At 73.8% G+C, this 17,617-nt stretch carries 19 protein-coding genes and 1 pseudogene; 10 read left to right on the top strand and 10 right to left on the bottom strand.

The genetic code is table 11. From position 1 onward, the window contains the following. Positions 1-73: 73 nt before the first annotated feature. Positions 74-340: a chaplin gene (locus tag OG965_RS40260; RefSeq protein ID WP_331723608.1), complete on the top strand. Its 267-nt coding sequence runs from the start codon at positions 74-76 to the stop codon at positions 338-340. A gap of 76 nt (positions 341-416) precedes the next feature. On the opposite strand, the gene OG965_RS40255 is transcribed toward OG965_RS40260, so the two are convergent. Both OG965_RS40255 and OG965_RS40250 read right to left on the bottom strand, forming a co-directional pair. Then, the gene (locus OG965_RS40255) at positions 417-1,295 is read right to left on the bottom strand and encodes a tyrosinase family protein (protein WP_331723607.1); all 879 of its coding nucleotides are present in this window, start codon (positions 1,293-1,295) and stop codon (positions 417-419) included. A gap of 36 nt (positions 1,296-1,331) precedes the next feature. Further along, complete coding sequence (locus tag OG965_RS40250) at positions 1,332-1,970, bottom strand: tyrosinase family oxidase copper chaperone (RefSeq protein WP_331723606.1); 639 nt, start codon at positions 1,968-1,970, stop codon at positions 1,332-1,334. A gap of 431 nt (positions 1,971-2,401) precedes the next feature. On the opposite strand from OG965_RS40250, the gene OG965_RS40245 reads away from it, so the two are divergent. After that, entirely contained in the window at positions 2,402-2,680 is a 279-nt protein-coding gene (locus tag OG965_RS40245) for a hypothetical protein (protein ID WP_331723605.1), read from the top strand. Positions 2,681-2,774: 94 nt separating this feature from the next. Here OG965_RS40245 and OG965_RS40240 read toward each other — a convergent pair whose 3' ends face one another. The 5 genes from OG965_RS40240 to OG965_RS40220 all read right to left on the bottom strand — a co-directional run bounded on the left by OG965_RS40240 (position 2,775) and on the right by OG965_RS40220 (position 5,710). Further along, on the bottom strand, positions 2,775-3,275 hold the full coding sequence (locus OG965_RS40240; protein WP_331723604.1) for a DUF5949 family protein: 501 nt from the start codon (positions 3,273-3,275) through the stop codon (positions 2,775-2,777). A 236-nt stretch (positions 3,276-3,511) separates the two neighbouring features. Then, the gene (locus OG965_RS40235) at positions 3,512-3,823 is read right to left on the bottom strand and encodes a hypothetical protein (RefSeq protein WP_331723603.1); all 312 of its coding nucleotides are present in this window, start codon (positions 3,821-3,823) and stop codon (positions 3,512-3,514) included. Positions 3,824-4,117: 294 nt separating this feature from the next. Continuing rightward, positions 4,118-4,843 carry a hypothetical protein gene (locus tag OG965_RS40230; RefSeq protein WP_331723602.1) on the bottom strand — a complete coding sequence of 242 codons (726 nt, stop codon included), beginning with the start codon at positions 4,841-4,843 and terminating at the stop codon, positions 4,118-4,120. Positions 4,844-5,128: 285 nt separating this feature from the next. Then, positions 5,129-5,368: a chaplin gene (locus OG965_RS40225; protein ID WP_331723601.1), complete on the bottom strand. Its 240-nt coding sequence runs from the start codon at positions 5,366-5,368 to the stop codon at positions 5,129-5,131. 102 nt (positions 5,369-5,470) lie between these two features. After that, the gene (locus OG965_RS40220) at positions 5,471-5,710 is read right to left on the bottom strand and encodes a chaplin (protein ID WP_331723600.1); all 240 of its coding nucleotides are present in this window, start codon (positions 5,708-5,710) and stop codon (positions 5,471-5,473) included. Positions 5,711-6,066: 356 nt separating this feature from the next. Between OG965_RS40220 and OG965_RS40215 the strand changes: the two genes are divergently transcribed. The 8 genes and pseudogenes from OG965_RS40215 (at position 6,067) to OG965_RS40180 (ending at position 15,634) form a co-directional block, all read left to right on the top strand. Further along, positions 6,067-7,191: a glycosyltransferase family 4 protein gene (locus OG965_RS40215; protein WP_371657206.1), complete on the top strand. Its 1,125-nt coding sequence runs from the start codon at positions 6,067-6,069 to the stop codon at positions 7,189-7,191. After that, positions 7,188-8,675, top strand: a complete 1,488-nt coding sequence (locus OG965_RS40210) for an exopolysaccharide biosynthesis polyprenyl glycosylphosphotransferase (protein WP_371657205.1) — start codon at positions 7,188-7,190, stop codon at positions 8,673-8,675. Before OG965_RS40215 ends, OG965_RS40210 begins: the two co-directional genes overlap by 4 nt. A gap of 2 nt (positions 8,676-8,677) precedes the next feature. Continuing rightward, the gene (locus OG965_RS40205; RefSeq protein WP_331723597.1) at positions 8,678-10,048 is read left to right on the top strand and encodes an O-antigen ligase family protein; all 1,371 of its coding nucleotides are present in this window, start codon (positions 8,678-8,680) and stop codon (positions 10,046-10,048) included. Then, complete coding sequence (gene murJ / locus OG965_RS40200; RefSeq protein ID WP_331723596.1) at positions 10,045-11,841, top strand: lipid II flippase MurJ; 1,797 nt, start codon at positions 10,045-10,047, stop codon at positions 11,839-11,841. The genes OG965_RS40205 and murJ overlap by 4 nt, the downstream gene beginning before the upstream one ends. A 22-nt stretch (positions 11,842-11,863) precedes the next feature. Further along, positions 11,864-12,550: pseudogene (locus tag OG965_RS40195) on the top strand (polysaccharide deacetylase family protein); the annotation flags it as partial. A gap of 149 nt (positions 12,551-12,699) precedes the next feature. Next, the gene (locus OG965_RS40190; RefSeq protein ID WP_331723595.1) at positions 12,700-13,881 is read left to right on the top strand and encodes a glycosyltransferase; all 1,182 of its coding nucleotides are present in this window, start codon (positions 12,700-12,702) and stop codon (positions 13,879-13,881) included. Continuing rightward, entirely contained in the window at positions 13,878-14,522 is a 645-nt protein-coding gene (locus OG965_RS40185; protein ID WP_331723594.1) for a lipopolysaccharide biosynthesis protein, read from the top strand. Before OG965_RS40190 ends, OG965_RS40185 begins: the two co-directional genes overlap by 4 nt. Continuing rightward, entirely contained in the window at positions 14,519-15,634 is a 1,116-nt protein-coding gene (locus OG965_RS40180) for a GNAT family N-acetyltransferase (RefSeq protein WP_371657204.1), read from the top strand. The genes OG965_RS40185 and OG965_RS40180 overlap by 4 nt, the downstream gene beginning before the upstream one ends. A 66-nt stretch (positions 15,635-15,700) precedes the next feature. On the opposite strand, the gene OG965_RS40175 is transcribed toward OG965_RS40180, so the two are convergent. The 3 genes from OG965_RS40175 to OG965_RS40165 form a co-directional block, all read right to left on the bottom strand. After that, complete coding sequence (locus OG965_RS40175; protein WP_331723593.1) at positions 15,701-16,255, bottom strand: GNAT family N-acetyltransferase; 555 nt, start codon at positions 16,253-16,255, stop codon at positions 15,701-15,703. 77 nt (positions 16,256-16,332) lie between these two features. Continuing rightward, a complete protein-coding gene (locus OG965_RS40170; RefSeq protein WP_331723592.1) occupies positions 16,333-17,217 on the bottom strand; it encodes a class I SAM-dependent methyltransferase in 885 nt (294 codons plus the stop codon). 25 nt (positions 17,218-17,242) lie between these two features. Beyond that, positions 17,243-17,617, bottom strand: a complete 375-nt coding sequence (locus OG965_RS40165) for a VOC family protein (protein ID WP_331723591.1) — start codon at positions 17,615-17,617, stop codon at positions 17,243-17,245.

Genomic DNA, 17,617 nt, shown 5'->3' with positions numbered 1-17,617 from the left:
TGGCAACTGCGGCTTCGCGGTGGCCGTCGGCCGTCGGGGGCCCTGAAGCGTTGGAACGAACAAGGAGAACTTGATGTCTCGTATCGCGAAGACCGTCGCCGTCCTCGCCGGAACGGGTGCGGTGGCGCTTAGCGGTGCCGGCATGGCCACGGCCGACGCTGGGGCGCACGGCAATGCGTCGCACTCCCCGGGTGTGCTGTCCGGCAACCTGATCCAGGTTCCGGTCCACGTGCCGGTCAACGTGTGCGGCAACACCATCAACGTGATCGGCCTGCTGAACCCGGTGTTCGGCAACCACTGCGAGAACGAGAGCGGCCACCACGGAGGCTACGGGCGCTGAGCCCCTCCGTCGACGACGGTTCGTTCACGTACGGCCCCCGGGTTTCCCGGGGGCCGTACGCGTATGCGCCGAGCGGTCAGTCCGCGTACTTGTAGATCTTGCGGTGGTCCAGGAGCGCCGCCGGGGTGGTGTTCCACGGTGGCATCCGCTCCTTGAGGGCGGCGACGCGGCCGTGCTGGGGATCGTCGGAGCCGGGCGGCTGGGCCGGGCGGTAGCCCGACTTGGTGTGGCGGGTCTGCCAGCGGGACCAGATGAGGTCGACGAAGGCGTGGTGGAGCCAGAAGACCGGGTCGTTGACGGCGCCGCCGCCGATCATGGTGCCGCCGATCCAGCGGTGGACGCGGTTGTGGAGGCGCAGTTTGTCGGTGCCGGCGCCGTCCGTCCAGCCCTCCATCTTGTTGCGGAAGCCGGTGGGGCTCAGGGAGTTCCAGGGCTCGACGTCGTAGACGGAGTCGGCGAGCGCCCGGTTGAGGTCCTCGCGCGGCGGCAGGTCGAGCTGGTTGCCGCGGCCGAGGGCGTTGCCGAGGTCGCGGGTGAGGAAGGGGTCCTCGGTCACCCCGGCCTCGATCTTCCACTTGCCGTGCCGGTGGGCGAAGGGCCCGGTCATCACCTGGAAGTCCTCGCCGCGGCCGGTGCCGCCCATGAAGTCCTCGGCCCACAGCGACGACGAAGGGGAGTTGTCGCGGGTCCAGTCCCAGTACGGGACGGTGACGCGGGGGTTGACCGCGCGCAGCTCCCGTTCGAAGTCGAGCAGGAAGCGGCGGTGCCAGGGCAGGAAGGAGGGCGCCATGTGGGCGACGCGCAGCCCTTCGTCCCCGTCGCCGACGAAGTACTCGATGTGCGTGCGGACGAACCGGTCGTACTTGCCCCGGCGCTTGAGCTCCAGGACGGCGTTGACGAAGGCCCGCTTCTCGGCCTTCGTGAGGTTCTTCTGGTTCTTGCGGATGTACACCATGCGGGTTGTCTCACCTGGCCTGTCGGGTGCGGGGCGTCACTTGCCGTGGACCGGGGCGGCGGCCAGACGGGCGGGGCCCAGCACATCGACCGCCGCACGGACGGCCTCCAGCGGCGTCGCGTACGAGGTGTAGTGGTCCACCGAGCTGATGTACGTGCCGTCGGCGCGGCGCATCAGGTGCAGATGGCGGCCGTCGATGAGGGCCTCGAACCCGGCTCCGGCCGCGCTGTTGCCGCCCGGCCCCGGGTGCGGGATCGCCGCGAGGGTGCCGGGCGGGCGGTCGGGGGCCCGGCCGGCCGCCGCCGCCACCGCCTGCGCGTGCATGTCGGCGAGGACCGTGCGGCCCTGGATGCGGCGGCCCCGGTAGGTCTCGTCGAACGCGGTGGGCAGGCCGGCGCGGTCGGCGAACGCCTCGCCACCGCTGTCGCGCCAGAGCCCGGCCGGATCAGCCGGATCGGCCGGGTCGGCCTCGGCGGCGGGGGCGGCGTTGATACGGGCGAGGGTGCCGCCGGTGAAGCTGACGACCGTCAGGGTGAACAGGCCGCGCAGCACTCCGCGCCGGGTGGAGGCGGGGGCCGTCCACGGGGGGTGGCCGGGCCACAGCGCGCCGGGGCGCGGCAGGCGAAGGCGCTTGAGGCCGGGGCGCCGCCGCGGCACCGGGTCTTCGGTGATCACACGGGTCTCCGTTCTGCCCCGGGGCTGATCACTTACAGCCCGGGGCTGATCATGCACAAGGGGGCATTCGGGACAACGAGGCCGCCCCGAAACCGTTCCGGCCCTGGTTGCTCACTTGGTGTCGGATCCGGCGGGTGGCCGTGACCTTCCCGGCGGCCGGTCGTTGGTGCGGGTAGGGCAGAGGAGAATGAACGCCTACTGGGGTCCCGGAGGCCAACGCGCTTCCGGGGCCTTGGTCTTTGCTCCCCGGCCTCCCCGGCCCTTTGCCCCCGACCCTTGCGCCTCTCGCCTCTTCGCGCGGTCGGCTTCTGACGGGCCGCCAGCCCTCGCCACTCACATGCAGTAGCCGCGTGCTTGCTCAGCGCGACAAGTGAGATTTGTCGGATTAGCGTCCTTGGTGTCCGTGTTCATCACATCAGGAGACACCGAAGATGACGTTTCGTCAGATAGCTGTAGCCGCCGCCCTGTCCGCCGTGGCGATCCTTCCGGTCGCCGGCGCCGCCCAGGCAGCGCCCCCGACGGCCCGTACCCCGGCATCGGCGGCACTTTCGTGCGGGTACGGCGAGAAGTGCAAGGACAAGGACAAGGACCACCGGGAACACGGCCGCTACGACAACCATGGCAGCTACGGCCACGACGGTCGTGACGACCACGACGGCCGCTACGGCCAGCACGGCGGCCTTCTCGGCCTGCTGTTCGGGGTGCTCTAGTTCCCACCCGGTCCGCACATGAGAACGGCGTGCGCCGCGGACTTCACCGTCCGCGGCACACGCCGTTTCCGTACGCCCGGGGGCCCGGCGGGAACTACTTGCGCAGGCGGCGGACCGGAAGGACGCAGTGGCCCGCGCTGGTGAGCGTCTCCTCCTCGCCCACGAACGCCCGCAGCAGCTCCTCGGTGACCGGTCGGCCCGGGACCGCCTCGGGCCAGGCGCGGGTGGCGAAGATGAAGTGCGCGGCGTCCTCGGCCTGCGCGGCCTGCATCCACTCCGGGGGCGTGACGCACTGGACCTTGAGCTGAGGCATCGTCAGGGAAACCTGGCCGCCCTCCAGAAGAAGCGTCACCGGCATCGTCGCCCCGTGCTCGGCGTCGCCCACGGTCCCGGCCGGCATGCCGATCTCGTCGAGCAGCTCCCGGACGGCCGCCTCGGCGCCCTCGGGGCCGCCTTCGCCGTCACCCATCGAGTACGCCATGAGGAAGGCCACGTCGCGGTCCTCGTCGGGGTGCGGGCCGCTCCACGCGAGCAGGGCGAGGGTGCCCAACTGGGCGGTCCTGGAAGGGCGTACGGCACTGGAAGCTGAGGTCATGCCGGGACTCTAGCGACATCGGGGAGACACCAGGACCAAAGGCCACTCGTTAGGGCGAATCGGATTGCCGTGCGCCCCGACCCGCCCGCTGTCCGGCCGCCTGCCGTCTCCTGCCCGCCCCAGTCCGCCCCTGTCCGGGCCCGCCATGCGGACATCCGAATTTCCCGTTCCTGAGATTCCCGAAATCCGCCGGAGATCTTATCCCGCGCCCCCGAAAGGAAATTCGCCGCTATTTATCAGTGGCCGACCGGAAGGCCGCCGAGAAGTCCCGCAGCCGGGGGAAGGCCATTGACATTGTTCAGTCCTCCCGTAGCCTGCCCGACCGTGTGGATCAGGGAGTCGCTCGACTTCGGGTCAAGGGCCTGCGTCTGGACGATCGTCGGCGTGGGGTCGGCGAGCGCCTGGCCCGCCAGCGCCTCCAGCCCACCGTTGAGGCTGGTGGGAGGCATGCCGGGGGCGCCGAAGCCACTCGACGCGAACGCCGGGGTCGCGGCCCCCACCACTGCCAGGGAACCGGCGACGATCGCGGCAACCTTCATCGGCTTCATCATCATTCCTTCCGGAGGCGACATTTCGTCGCGGTTTACGGTTCGTTGTATGCGCTATTCGAAGTGTCACGCGCTTCCTCTTGGCTAACGACCTCCCCGCCCGAGGGAAACCCAGCAGCCGGGAAATTGTTGCCGGACCACTCGTATGAAGTGGGCCGCGCAGATACTCGTACGAAACGAATCCTCGTATCACCATCCAGGCAGCTGTATCCCGGCAGCCGCCGCACAGCACGAAGCGCCGGTCCTGTCCGGGACCGGCGCTTCGTGTGTGTGCTGCGGTACGGGGTGGTGCGCTCAGGAGACCGGCAGGGGCAGAGGGAGGGGGAGCGGAAGGGGCAGCTTGGGGAGCTCGGGGAGCGGGAGCTTCGGCAGGCCGGGCAGGCCACTGCCGAGCACGGCGCTCAGGAGCAGGTTGAGCAGGGCGCCGACCGCTGCCGTGGCATCGGCCACGACCCCCGTGAGATTGAGGGCGGTGAGGTCCTTGACCAGCTGCTCCACGGCCTTCTGCAGCGTGGCCACGGCATCCGCCACGGGGTCGGCTGCCGCCGGGGCGCCGTGCGCGGCCGCCTTCGTCACAGGCAGCTTGGGCAGGCCCGGCAGCGCCGGCAGGGGCAGCGGCACGGGCAGCGGCGGGACGACCGAGGCCGCCGGGGGTGTCGCGGGCGTCGCGGCGGCCGGGGCTGCGGGAGCGGTGGCCGCGAGCAGCTTGGCGATCGCGTCCTTCAGGGCGTCCACCAGCTTGGTGAGCGCCTCGGGGGACAGACCGCCCTTGGCCACCGCGCTGAGCAGTTCGGTCGCCGCACCGAGCACCGGCCCGATCGGGCCGACCCCCTTGAGCGGAGCAAGCACCGTGTCGAGCCCGGGCACGGGGGGCAGGGGGACGGCGTCGGCCGGGGCCACCACCGGCCGCTCCTCGGGCTGTTCTGCGGCCATCGCGGTGCCCGTGGCACCCGCGACGCCGAAGAGCATCGCGGCCGAGACGGCGGTTGCGGTGATACGACGAGAGGCGCGACCACGCATGGAAGGGGGTCTCCTTCGGTGAGGGAACAAGATTTCCCTCACCATGTGTGCGCAGCGACACGCCTGCAACCGGATGATCACACCAGGTGATCGGCTGACATACCCTCACGTCCCTGAACTGGGAGAACCGGTGGCGGCGAGCTGACGGACCGTAGGGCCAATCGTGCGTGCACACCCCGTACGGCCCAGTCGCCGCAGGCCCCGCAACGCACGAAACCGCCCTTCCCCCGCGGGGGGAAGGGCGGTCTGCGTACGGCAGGGCCTACGGCCTGACGTGAGGGGACGTCAGTCGTTCTTGCACACGTTGCCGAACGCCGGGTTCAGCAGGCCGATCAGCTGGACCGAGTTCCCGCAGACGTTGACCGGGATGTGCACCGGCACCTGGATCAGGTTGCCGGACAGGACGCCCGGGGAGTGGGTCGCCTCGCCCGACGCGTGACTGTCGGCGGCGGCGACGCCGGCACCGCCGGCGACGGCCGCGGCGGCAGCGGCGGAGAGGGCGAGAGCCTTGGCGGTACGCGACATGAAGAAGCGCTCCTCTTGATGTGGGGCTGTGACCGGGCGTTGTCGCCCGGCCTATCGATCAACGCAGGCCAAGGCCCCAAGTTGTGGCCCGACCGGGTGAACTCAGCGGTTGATGCAGGTGTTGCCGAAGACGGGGTTGAGCACGCCGATCACGTTCACGGTGTTTCCGCAGACGTTGACCGGGATGTGGACCGGCACCTGGATGAGGTTGCCGGACAGGACGCCCGGGGAGTGGGTCGCCTTGCCGTCCGCGTGGCTGTCGGCACCCGCGACACCGGCGCCGAGCACCACGACGGCGGCGCTCGTACCCACCATTGCTACGGACTTGACAATTCGATTCATCACTTTTTCCTTTCACGCCAAAGTAGGGCACTTCATCAACGACGCTGTTTACGATTGGATACGGATGATCACCCGATGGGACACTCCGAAACACATTCATGACGATCCCCGGCGATGAATGCGGCTACAGTTGCTCCCCACCCATCGACCAGGCGAAACAGCGGTAAGCCGGATGCTCGGCCATCCGGCTCAGCAATTCGGAATTCCGTGACCGGCCCGAGGGAACGACACCCGTTCGGCGGTCCGCTTATACGAATACCTTCAGATGAGCGGAGTGACTGCGCGTGCAGCCGCAATTCCCCGGAGCCGAAGCCGGACCCAGACCCGGACCCCGTCCCGTACACGTCCTGCACCTCGTGCAGCCCGTCGACGGCGGAGTGGCCCGGGTCGTCGCCGATCTGGTGCGGGATCAGCTCCTGGGCGGGATGCGGGTGTCGGTGGCCTGCCCGGGCGCGGGGCGCCTGGGCGCGGAGGCGGCCCGGCTCGGCGCCGACACGTACACCTGGGAAGCCACCCGCGCCCCGGGACCGAGTCTCTTGGGAGAGACTTTCCGGGCCGCCCGCCTCATCCGTCGCGTCCGGCCCGACGTGGTCCACGCGCACAGCGCCAAGGCCGGGGTGGCCGCGCGGCTCGCGGTGCGCGGGCGGGTGCCGACCGTGTTCCAGCCGCACGCCTGGTCGTTCGAGGCCGTCACCGGCCCCGTCGCGCTCGCCTCGCGCGCGTGGGAGCGGGCCGCGGTGCGCTGGACCGCGCGGCTGGTCTGCGTCAGCGAGGGCGAGCGCGCAACCGGCGAACGCGCCGGAATCCGTACGGACGCGGTCGTCGTCCCCAACGGCGTCGACCTCGACCGCTACCGTCCGCCCGCACCCGGCGAGAACCCGCGCGCGCGACTCACCGCGCTCCAAGGGGTGGACGCCGACGCGCCGCTGGTGGTGTGCGTGGGGCGGCTGTGCCGCCAAAAAGGCCAGGACGTGCTGCTCGACGCCTGGCGGGAGCTGTCCGCCGAACTGCCCGCCGCCCGCCTCGTCCTGGTGGGCGACGGCCCCGACGAGGCGGCCCTGCGGGCGACCGCGCCCCCGTCCGTGCTGTTCGCCGGAGCCGTCGACGACGTCACCCCCTGGTACCGGGCCGCCGACGTCGTCGTCCTGCCGTCCCGCTGGGAGGGCATGGCACTGGCGCCCCTGGAGGCGATGGCCTGCCAGAAACCCGTCGTCGTTACTGATGTGGGCGGCTCCTCGCAGAGCCTGCCGCCCGGGCACGCGCTGTTCTGCCTCGTCCCGCCGGACAGCCCGCAGGCGCTGGCCCGGGCCGTCGGCGCGCTGCTCGTCAACGCGCCGCTGCGCACCGCCCTGGGCGACCAGGGCCACCAGCACGTGACCACCACCCACGATGTGCGCCAGACGGCGGAAGCGATCGCGGACCTCTACCGCGAACTGTCCGGCGCCCGGCGCTCCGAGTGCAGGGAAGCCGGCATCAAGTGACTGCGGACAACACCGTCCCCTCCCCAGGAGGGGGCGTTCCTTCCCCGGCGGGTCCGCGCCGGGGCGGCGGGGGTGCGCCGGGGGCCGTTTCGGTGGTGGCGGGGCCCGGCAGGGCGTCCGCCGCCCCGCCGCCGCTGCCCGCGCGGCCCGCGCCCCGGCCCCGTACGGACACCGTTCTGATGGCCGCGGACGGCTGCGCCGTGCTGCTCGGGGCGGCGGCGGGCGGCGCGGGGCTGCCGCGTGCGGCGGCCGCCGCGCTGGTGCTGTGCGTGCTCGTCCTGAACGGGCACGCCGGGCTGTACCGGCCGGGCGGGATCACCGTGGCGCGCGGCGTCCTCGACGAAGTGCCCGCGATCCTCTTCCGGGCGGCCGTCGCGTGGTGCCTGCTCGCGGCCGTACGGCCGGGGCCCGCGCTCGGTCTTTCGGTGCTTGCCGCCTGCTGCGCCGTACAGACGGCGGTGAGCGTGGTGGTGCGGGCCGGGGCGTACGGGGTGCGCAGGCGGCGCGCCGCGCGCTCGCCGCGCTCCGCCCTCGTGGTGGGCCCGGCGACGGCGGCGCTGAGGGTGACGGCCGCGGTCGGGCGGCGCCCGCAGGGCGGGATCCGGCCCGTAGGCGTCGTGGTCCCGGTGCTCCAGCCGGTGCCCGAGCCGACCGGGGTGCCGGTGCTGCGCACCATCGAGGAGGTGCAGCGCGCGATCATCCAGAACAGCGTCCGCGACATCCTGTTCACCGACCCGGACGCCGCCGACCACTCCCACTCCGTACTGCTGCGCCAACTGGAGGGCTGGGGCTGCGCCCTGTGGTACGTCGACACCCGCGCGCCCGGGGCGGGCGGCGGGGCGGTGCGGGGCGCCGAGCTCGCCGGATTCCCCGTGCGCCGGGTGCGGGCGGCCGGCCTGCGCCGTCCCGGGTTCGCCGTGAAGCGGCTGCTCGACCTGTGCGTGGCCCTGCCGACGCTGCTGCTCGCCGCGCCCGTACTCGCGGTGTGCGCGGTGCTGCTGCGCACCAGCGACGGACCCGGCGTGGTGTTCCGCCAGGAGCGCGTGGGACGCGACGGGCGCCCCTTCACGCTCTGCAAGTTCCGTACGCTGCGCCCCGCCGACGCCCACGAGGCCGCCACCCGCTGGAGCGTCGCCGACGACGAGCGGATGAGCCGCACCGGCCACCTCATGCGCCTCACCTCGCTCGACGAGCTCCTCAACCTGTGGAACGTGGTGCGCGGCGACATGAGCCTGGTGGGGCCCCGCCCCGAACGGCCCTACTTCGTCGCCCAGTTCGGCCAGGCCCACCCCGGCTACCCGGCCCGCCACCGGATGCCGGTCGGCATCACCGGCCTCGCCCAGGTCGAGGGGCTGCGCGGGGACACCTCCATCGAGGACCGGGCCCGCTACGACAATTACTACATCGACCACTGGTCGCCCTGGCAGGACGTGTGCGTGCTGCTGCGCACGGCGGCGTCCCTGGTACGTCCGACGGGGAGCTGACGATGGCTCAGACCACGGCGGCGACGCCCCGGACCACGGCCCCGCCTGCCTTAACGGCGGCCGTGCGCCGCCACGTACACCTCCTCCCCCTGCTCGCCGTCCTCGTCCTGCTCGCGGTGCCGCCGCCGGGCGGCGCGGGCGCCGAGGGCTCGGGCGGAACGCTCGCGGACGCCGCCTCCGGCATCCTCGTCCTGTGCGCGCTCGGCTCGTCGCTGCGGTCCGGGGCGCGGCCCCTGACGCGGCCGGCGGCCGGGGTGTTCGCGGTCGCCGCCACCGGGATCGCGGTGGCCGCCGCCGGGGCCGCCGACCCGGGCGAGGCGCTCGCCGGGATGGCCCGCTACCTCCAGATCTTCGTCCTCGTACCCGTCTCGGTACTGCTCCTGGTGCGCGACCGGCGGGACTTCACGGTGGTCACCGCGGCGCTGGTGGCGCTCGCCCTGTTCGAGGGCGCGGTGGGCGTGCACCAGTACCTCACCGCGACCGGCGCCTCGTACATGGGCGAGGACATCCGCGCGGTCGGCACCTTCGGCGCCTCCGACATCATGGGCATGGCGACCGTCGTCGCGTACGGGCTTGTGGCCGCGGTCGCCTTCGCGCTCGCCCCCGACGCCCGCGCGGGCCGCGCCCAGCGCCCGGCCGCGCTGGTGTGCGCGGGGCTGCTGCTCCTGCCGCTCGCGCTGTCGTTCAGCCGCGGCGCCTGGATCGCGACGGCCGTCACCTGCGTGGTGCTGCTGCTCCTGGCGGGCGTACGGCGGGCCCTGCGCGTCGCGGTGACCGCCATCGCGCTCGCCGTGGTCGTGGTGGGCGGCGCCGGGGTCGGGACCGCGCTGCTCCAGGAGCGCCTGACCAGCATCACGCAAGTGGCCGACGCACCCGACCAGTCGGTCACCGACCGGTACACGCTGTGGAGCGCGGCCGCCGGGATGTGGCGCGAGTCGCCGCTGACCGGCGTCGGCCTCAAGGGCTTCCCGGCCCACCGCGACAGCCACGCCCCGCTCGCCCTGTCGTCGGGCAGCGACACGGCGGGCGCGGGCGCCGCCTTCCGCCGCCAGCCACTGCTCTCCCCGCACAACATGTACCTCCTGGTCCTGAGCGAACAGGGCCTGGTGGGGGTGTGCACGCTGGTGGCAGGCTGGGCGGCACTGCTGGTGTGCGCGCTGCGACGGCTGTACGCGGCGACCAGGGCCCCGGGCCACCACGGGGACAGGGACTGCGGCCTCGCCGCCACCGGTCTCCTCCTCTGGCTCCTCGTCGACTTCTTCTACGGCGACATCGGCGGCCCCTCCACCGTCCTGACCGCCTTCGCGCTCGGCCTTGCCGCGTGGTGGGCGCTGGGACGCCGGGACGGCGCCGGAGAGGCCGCACGGCCATGAGCGACGCCTCCCGTACTGCGTTGCCGGGGCCCGCGCCGACGGACCGTCAGGCCGCGGACCACCGCCCGCACTCCCCCTCCGGCGGATTCCTGGCCCGGGCGGCCGCCGTCACCGCCGCGCTGACCGTGGCGGGAGCGGTGCTCGGGCTGCTGCGCGACCAGACGTTCGCGCACGTCTTCGGCGCGGACACCGGCACCGACGCGTTCCTGGTGGCGTGGACGGTGCCGGAGGTCGCGGCCACCCTGCTCATCGAGGACGGGCTCGCCCTCGTGCTCGTACCGGCGTTCAGCCTCGCGGCGGTGCGGCGCGGGCACGGCGGCCCCGACCCGGTCCGGGCGCTGGTCGCGGCAACCCTGCCCCGCCTCATGCTGGCGCTGGCGGCGGTCGCCGCCCTGCTGATCGCGACGGCGCCCGCCCTGGTGGAGCTGCTCGCCCCCGGGCTGCCCGAGCCGGGGCTTGCCGTCGACTGCACCCGCGCCACCTCGACCTGCGCGCTCACCTTCGGGCTCGCCGGATACTGCAGCGCCGCCCTGCGCGGCCACGGCCGCTTCCTCGCCCCGGCGACGATCTACGTGGCGTACAACGTCGGCATCATCACCGTGCTGCTCACCTTCGGCGGCCACTGGGGCGTACGGGCGGCGGCGGCCGGGGTCGCGGCAGGCGGCTGCCTGATGGTGGCGGCCCAGGCGCCGTCGCTGTGGCGCGGGATGCGGCGGCGGCGCGGGGCGCCGTGGGGGGACGGTTGGCTGCACGGGCTGCTGGGGCGCGCCGCACGCCCGCGCGGCGGCCGGGGTCGCGGCCGGCATCCGGGCCCCGGACCCCGCGCACTGCCCGCGCCCCGCGCACTGCCCGGCCCCGAGAAGCCCGCCGCCCAGAAGCCCGCCACCCCGAAGGAGCCCACCGGCGCCCTGCGCCTGGCCATGGTCGCCCCCGTCGTCGTCTTCGCGCTCAGCCGCCAGTGCCAGACCCTCGTCGAGCGCCACCTCGCGGCCCCGCTGCCCGCCGGGGCCATCTCGCACCTCAACTACGCCCAGAAAGTGGCGCAGATGCCGATGGTGCTCTCCCTGATGCTCTGCACGGTCACCTTCCCCCTGGTCGCCCGGGCGCTGGCGGCGGGCGAGACCGAGCTGGCCCGGCGGCGCGTCGAGGGCGACCTGCTGGTGGCGGGCGCGATCGTGCTGCTCGGCGGCGCCGTCGTCATCGGCTGCGCCCCGCAGATCGTCGAAGTGCTGTTCCAGCGCGGCGCGTTCGGCCCGGCCGACACCGCCGCCACCGCCGCCGTGATGCGCGTGTACGCGCTGGGCCTGCTCGCCCAGACCATGGTGGGCGTCCTGGTCCGCTCGTACTTCTCGGCGGCCCGCCCCACCTGGTACCCGGCCGTCACCATGCTGGTGTGCCTCGCGGTGACGGCCGCCGCCGGGGCGTGGGCCGCGCCCCTCTGGGGGGCGCGCGGCATCGCCGCCGCCAACGCGCTCGGCATCGTCACCGGCGCCCTGCTGCTGCTCGCCGGGACCGGCCGCCGCTCGGTCGGGCTCGCCCGGGGCCGGGTCGGCGGCGAACTGCTGAAACTGACCGCCGCCGGGGCCGGGGCGACCGCCGTCTGCTGGTGGTGCGCGGCCCGCGTCGCCGACCCGGCCGCCGCGATCGCCACCGGCGCGCTCGCGGCCGTGGCCGTCTTCCTCGCCCTGGCCCGCGCCGCGCGGGTACGCGGCTTCGCCCCCCTCGCCCTCCTCCTGGCCCTGTTCCGTCTGATGTCCCGCCCCGTCACCCGAAGGCTGAGGCATGCCCGTTGACACCCCCGCCCTGTGGGCCGCGATGTACCACTCGGTCGGCGCCCGCGCCGACGCCCGCGCGGACGACCCGTACAACATCACCGTCACCCCCCGCCGGCTGGAGCGGCAGCTGCGCTGGCTGCGCGCCCGGGGGCTGCTCGGCGTCGGCATGGCCCGGCTGCTGCGGGCCCGCGCGGCGGGCGGCGGCACCCGCCTGGTGGGCCTCACCTTCGACGACGGGTACGCCGACTTCGCCGAGGAGGCGCTGCCGCTGCTGCGCCGCTACGACTGCACCGCCACCCTGTTCGCCCTGCCCGGGCGCCTGGGCGGCGCCAACGACTGGGACCCGCTCGGCCCGCGCCGCCCCCTCCTGGACGAACGCGGCATCCGGCGCGCCCTGACCTGGGGCATGGAGATCGGCTCGCACGGCCTGCTCCACACCGACCTCACCACCGTCGACGACGACACCCTGCGCCGCGAGACCGAGGAGAGCCGCGCCCTGCTGCGCGAGCTGACCGGCCGGGACGTGCTGGGCTTCTGCTACCCGTACGGAACGGTCGACCAGCGGGCCCTCGACGCGGTGCGCGCGGCCGGCTACAGCTACGCCTGCGCCATCAATCCCGGCCCCCTGACCGGCCGTTACGCCCTGCCGCGCGTCCACATCGGCGAGAGCGACACCGCGCTGCGCCTGCACCTCAAACGCAGGCTGCACCGCTGGCGGCGCCGCCCGCCCGGGGACGGCCCGGGGGCCGGGTTCGTCCCCGAGGACCGCCCGTCGGTGCTCGGCCCGCCGCGCGCACCGAGCGAACCGGTCGGGCCGGTCGAGCCGGCCGAACCGGTCGAGCCGCGCGACGCACGCGTACCGGACCCGGAGGCCCCGTGAGAGTCCTGCACGTCATCACCGGCCTCGGCGTGGGCGGCGCCGAACAGCAACTGCGCCTGCTGGTACGGCAGTTGCCCGCCTCCTGCGAGGTGGTCACCCTCACCAACCCGGGCGCCGTCGCCGAAGGCCTGGCCGCCGACGGGGTGAACGTAAGACACCTGGGCATGACCGGTAACCGCGACCTGAGCGCACTCCCCCGCCTCACCCGCCTGATCCGCCAGGGCCGCTACGACCTGGTCCACACCCATCTCTACCGCGCCTGCCTGTACGGGCGGGCCGCCGCCCGGCTCGCCGGGGTGCGCGCGGTCGTGGCCACCGAGCACTCCCTGGGCGCCGCCACCATCGAGGGCCGCCCGCTCGGCGCCGGAGTGCGCGCCCTGTATCTGGCGTCGGAGCGCCTCGGCACCTCCACGGTCGCCGTCTCCGCGACGATCGCACGGCGGCTGCGGGAGTGGGGCGTGCCCGCCCGCCGCATCCACGTGGTCCCCAACGGCATCGACGCGGACCGCTTCCGCTTCGATCCGGTCCTACGGGCCCAGGCGCGCACCCTCCTGGGGCTGCCGCAGGACGCCTTCGTCGTCGGCGGGGTCGGCCGCCTGGTCGCGGGCAAACGCTTCGACACCCTGGTCCGGGACCTGCCCCAACTGCCCGGCGCGCATCTGCTGCTTGTGGGCGGCGGGGAGCAGGAGGCGGCGCTGCGGGCGCTCGCGGCGCGGCTCGGGGTGGCCGGGCGGGTGTGCTTCGCGGGCGAGTGCGCGTACGAAGGCGCGAGCGGCGGTACGGGCGGGGGGCTCGACCTCCCCACCCTCCTCGCCGCGATGGACGTCCTCGCCTCCCCCTCCGCCGACGAGGCGTTCGGCCTAGCCGTGGTGGAGGCCCTGGCGGCGGGCCTCCCGGTCGTCTACACGACCTGCCCCGCTGTCGACGACCTGCCCCCCGGCCAGGCGCCGGGCGCGGTACGGGCCGACGCGGCGGGCTTCACCGAGGCGCTGCGGGCCGTACGCGCCACGGCGGGTGGGCGCCTGCCCGCGCCCCCGGCGGTGGCGCACTACACGGTGGCCACCGCGGCGGCCCGCCTGACGGCGGTCTACGAGGCGGCCCTGCACGGCACGACTCCCGTACTCAACCAGCGAGTTCCCACAGACCCCTCAGTCACCTCAGGAGTGAGCGCACGATGAGCGAATCCCGCAGGGCGTGGCGCCCGATGCGGTCCCACCGGGGCACCCGGCCGCTGCCGAGATGGTGGCCGCTGCCCGTGTGCGCGCTGCTCGCCGCGGCGGCGGGCGGCGTGTACGGGCTGGTGCGGCCGGCCGAGTACAGCGCGACCAGCTATGTCGTGGTCACACCCACCGGCAAGTCGGACCCCGCCACCGCCCTCGGCTTCGCCCAGGCGTACGGGCGGGTCGCCACGCAGGTCGCGGTGATCGGTGACGCGCAGGCCTGGGCGGGCGTGCCCGCCGACACGATCCGCCGCAATGTGCAGACGGCGACCTCACCGGACGCGCCGATGATCGCCATCACGGGCACCTCGCACCGGCCGGGCGAAGCCGCCGACATCGCCAACGCGGTGGCCCGCGCGCTCACGGTCAACGGCGAGCACACGCAGTCGAGCACGGGCGTACGCCTGGTCCAGTTCTCGCGCGCCGCCAAGCCCGTCGACCCGTCGTCGGCGCCCGCCTCCCTCACCGCCCTGGTCGGCGGCTGCGCCGGGGGCCTGGCGGGCGGCCTGATCCTGCTCGTACGGCCCAAGCGGCGCGAGAGCGCGCCCGTGCCGGCTCCGGCCCTGCCCGCCGGGGTGCCGTACGGGGGCGCCCGGTGACGGTCGTCGCGTCGGAGACCACCGCCCTGGTGGGCGAAGTGTGCGCGGACACCGGCCGGTTCGCGGCGCTGGCGCCCGAGTGGCGGCGGCTGCACGGCCGCTGCCGCACGGCGACCCCGTTCCAGAGCCACGCCTGGCTGCACTCGTGGTGGACGTCGTACGGCGTGACCGGCCGGCTGCGCGTCGTCCTGGTGCGCCGGGGCGGCGAACTGGTCGCGGCGGCCCCGCTGATGCTGCTCTTCCGCCCGCTGCGCACCCTGGTGCCGCTGGGCGGCCCGATCTCCGACTTCACGGACGTACTGCTGGACGACGACTGCCGGGACGAGGCGGCGCGGGCGCTGGTGGCGGCGGTGCGGGAGGCGGCGGGGGGCGCGCTCGTCGACCTCCGCGAGGTACGGCCGGGCGGCGCGGCGGAACGGCTGCACGAGCTGTGGCCGGGCGCGCGGGTACGCCTGCCGGACTCGGCCTGCCTGGAGCTCCCGGCCGCCCCCCTGGACGAGCTCCTGACCCGCCTGTCGGCGAAACCGGCCCAACGGGTCCGGGCGAAACTCCGCAAGATCGACGCACTGGGGGTGAAGGAACGGCAGGTCCCTCCCGAGGAGGTCGGGACGGCCCTGGCGTCCCTCCTCGCCCTGCACCGGTTGCAGTGGAGCGGTCGCGGGGTGACCCCGGAGCACGTACGGCCCCGGTTCGCCGAGCACCTGGCCCGGTCGGTACGCCTGATGGTGGCGCAGGGGGAGGCGGCCCTGACTGAATTCACCCTCGACGGCGAGGTGGTCGCCGCCGACCTCACCCTCCAGTCCCCGTCCCTGGCGGGCGGCTACCTCTACGGCGCCCACCCCGCCCTGCGCGAGCGCAAGGTGGACGTGGCGGCGATGCTGATGCGCGCGTCCACCCGCCGCCTCGACGGCACCGGCCGCACGGTACTGAGCCTGCTGCGCGGCAACGAGCCGTACAAACACCACTGGCGCCCCGACACCGTCCACAACCAGCGCTTCCTGCTGGCCCGAGGCACTCGGGCGGCGCCTCTGCTGTGGTGGTGTGCGGGGTACGCGCGGGCGCGGGGGTGGGCGGCCGCGTATGTACGGGAGCGGCGGGGTGGGGGCCGCTGACCCACCTTCTGGAGCGCCCGGGGTCACCGGGGGCTCCGTTCATCGCGGGACGCCCGGCCCCGGCGTTCACCGCAGGTCGAGCACCATCACGTCACGGAGGTCCGCCCCCTCCCAGGGGTGCCCCTCGCCGACCTTGCGGTACCCCCAGGCCCGGTAGGCGGCCGACGCGGCCTTGCTGGCCGGGTGGACGTTGAGCAGTACGCGCTCGGCCTCCAGGCCGTCGGTCAGCGTCTCGTGCAGTCGGCGCGCGACGCCCTGCCCGCGCCACGGCCCGCGCACGGCGAGTTCCATCAGGCCGAAGGTCCGGCGTCCGTCCTCACGTCGCATGTCGTCGGGAACGGCCTCGGTCAGCTGGTCCCACCATCCCGTGTCGGGCCCGACCGGGTAGCCGTACGCCATGCCGACAGGCTCGCCGTCCCCGGTACGGGCCAGAGCGGCGCGGAAGATCCCCTCGCGGGTCCGCGAGCCGAAACGGCGGAAGGCGGCCGCGACGTCGTCCGCGGTCTCGTTGTACGGCGGTTCCGCGAATGCCTCGGCGTAGACCAGCCTGAACGCGTCCTCGACCTGCGCGGCCGCCGACCCGTCGATGCGCTCTACGGTGATCGTTCCTTGTTGCGTCATGTGATGTCCTCCCCTGGACGGTCTAGCGGATCATCCGCTCGCCACATGCGCGGGCGGCGGCACGTGCCCGGCCACGGTCAGACCGTCGCCACCAGCACATCCTCCCCGCTCGACGGCCGCAGACCGTCGGCGCGCCCCGCGAAGTACCGCTCCGCATGCGTCGCCGCCGACACATGATGGGCGTCCCGGAAACCGGCCTCGCGGGCCAAGTGCAGCATCTCCTGCGGGGCGTAGAAGCTGAGGAACGGCGTGCCGGACGCGCGTGCGCCCTCCTCGCTGGCTCGCAGGCCGGGGCGGTCGGCCGCGTCGACGAGTTCGGTCGGCAGCAGGAACGTCATGGCGAGCGTCGAGCCGGGGGCGAGCGAGGCGATCTGGCGCAGGGTGGCGGCGGTGGCGTCCTTGGTGAGGTACATGGTGACGCCGGTGGAGACGACGACCGCGGGCCGGGAGCTGTCGAATCCGGCGGCGGCCAGCTGCTCCCACCAGTTCTCGTTCGCCTCGAAGTCGACCGGCACCAGGTGCAGCCACTCGGGGACGGCGTACCCGAGTTCGGCCAGGCGGCGGCGCTTCCAGGCCTGCGGGCCCGGCTGGTCCACCTCGAAGATCCGCAGACGGGAGGCGATCTCGGGCCTGCGCTGGGCGAAGGTGTCAAGGCCCGCGCCCAGGATGACGTACTGGGTGACGCCGGCGTCGGCCTGTTCGACGATCAGGTCCTCGACGAAACGGGCGCGGGCCGCCATGGCCGCACGCAACCCGCTGGTGCGCTGCGGGTCCATGTCCGGGCGCTCGCGCCAGCCGTCGCCGGGGTCCGCGATCCGCAGACCGATCTCGTCCTCGATGATGTGCGGGGCCGGGTCGACCTGAACGTGCATCGCCCGCCACAGGGCGGTACGTACAGCGGTGTTGTCCGGTGCGGCGGTCTGCTCGTCGGTTGTCGCGTCCTTCACGATATTCCCCCTCATGATGCTCCCCTCCGTTCCTGCGTGATCAGTTCTTGCCGGGAGCCTGCAGGCTCCACACCCGCCCGTCGGGGTCGCGTACGGTCATCTCCCTGGTCCCGTAATGGGTGTCCTCGAACGGCGTGACCACGTCGAGGTCCGCGTCGGGGCGGAAGGCGTCCGCGTCGGGCACCTTCAGCACGATCCGCGTCTGGGGCTCCTGGTCCTCGGGGACCTCGGCGATGAACACGTACGCGCCGTCGCCGTTGCGCAGCAGCGCGGAGTTGTGGTCCGTCGCGAACTCCAGCTCGTAGCCGAGCGTCTGGAAGAACTTCGCCGCCCTGCCCCAGTTGTGGGTCGTCAGGAAAACGGCCTCGATGCCTTCGGTGGCTTTTCCTTCGGTCGCCATGTCTTCAGTCGCCAT

Origin of the sequence: Streptomyces sp. NBC_00224 (assembly GCF_041435195.1) — a bacterium.
Taxonomy (GTDB): Bacteria; Actinomycetota; Actinomycetes; order Streptomycetales; family Streptomycetaceae; genus Streptomyces.
Note: the sequence above shows the minus strand (reverse complement) of the source record. Positions and strands in the feature narration are given on the sequence as shown.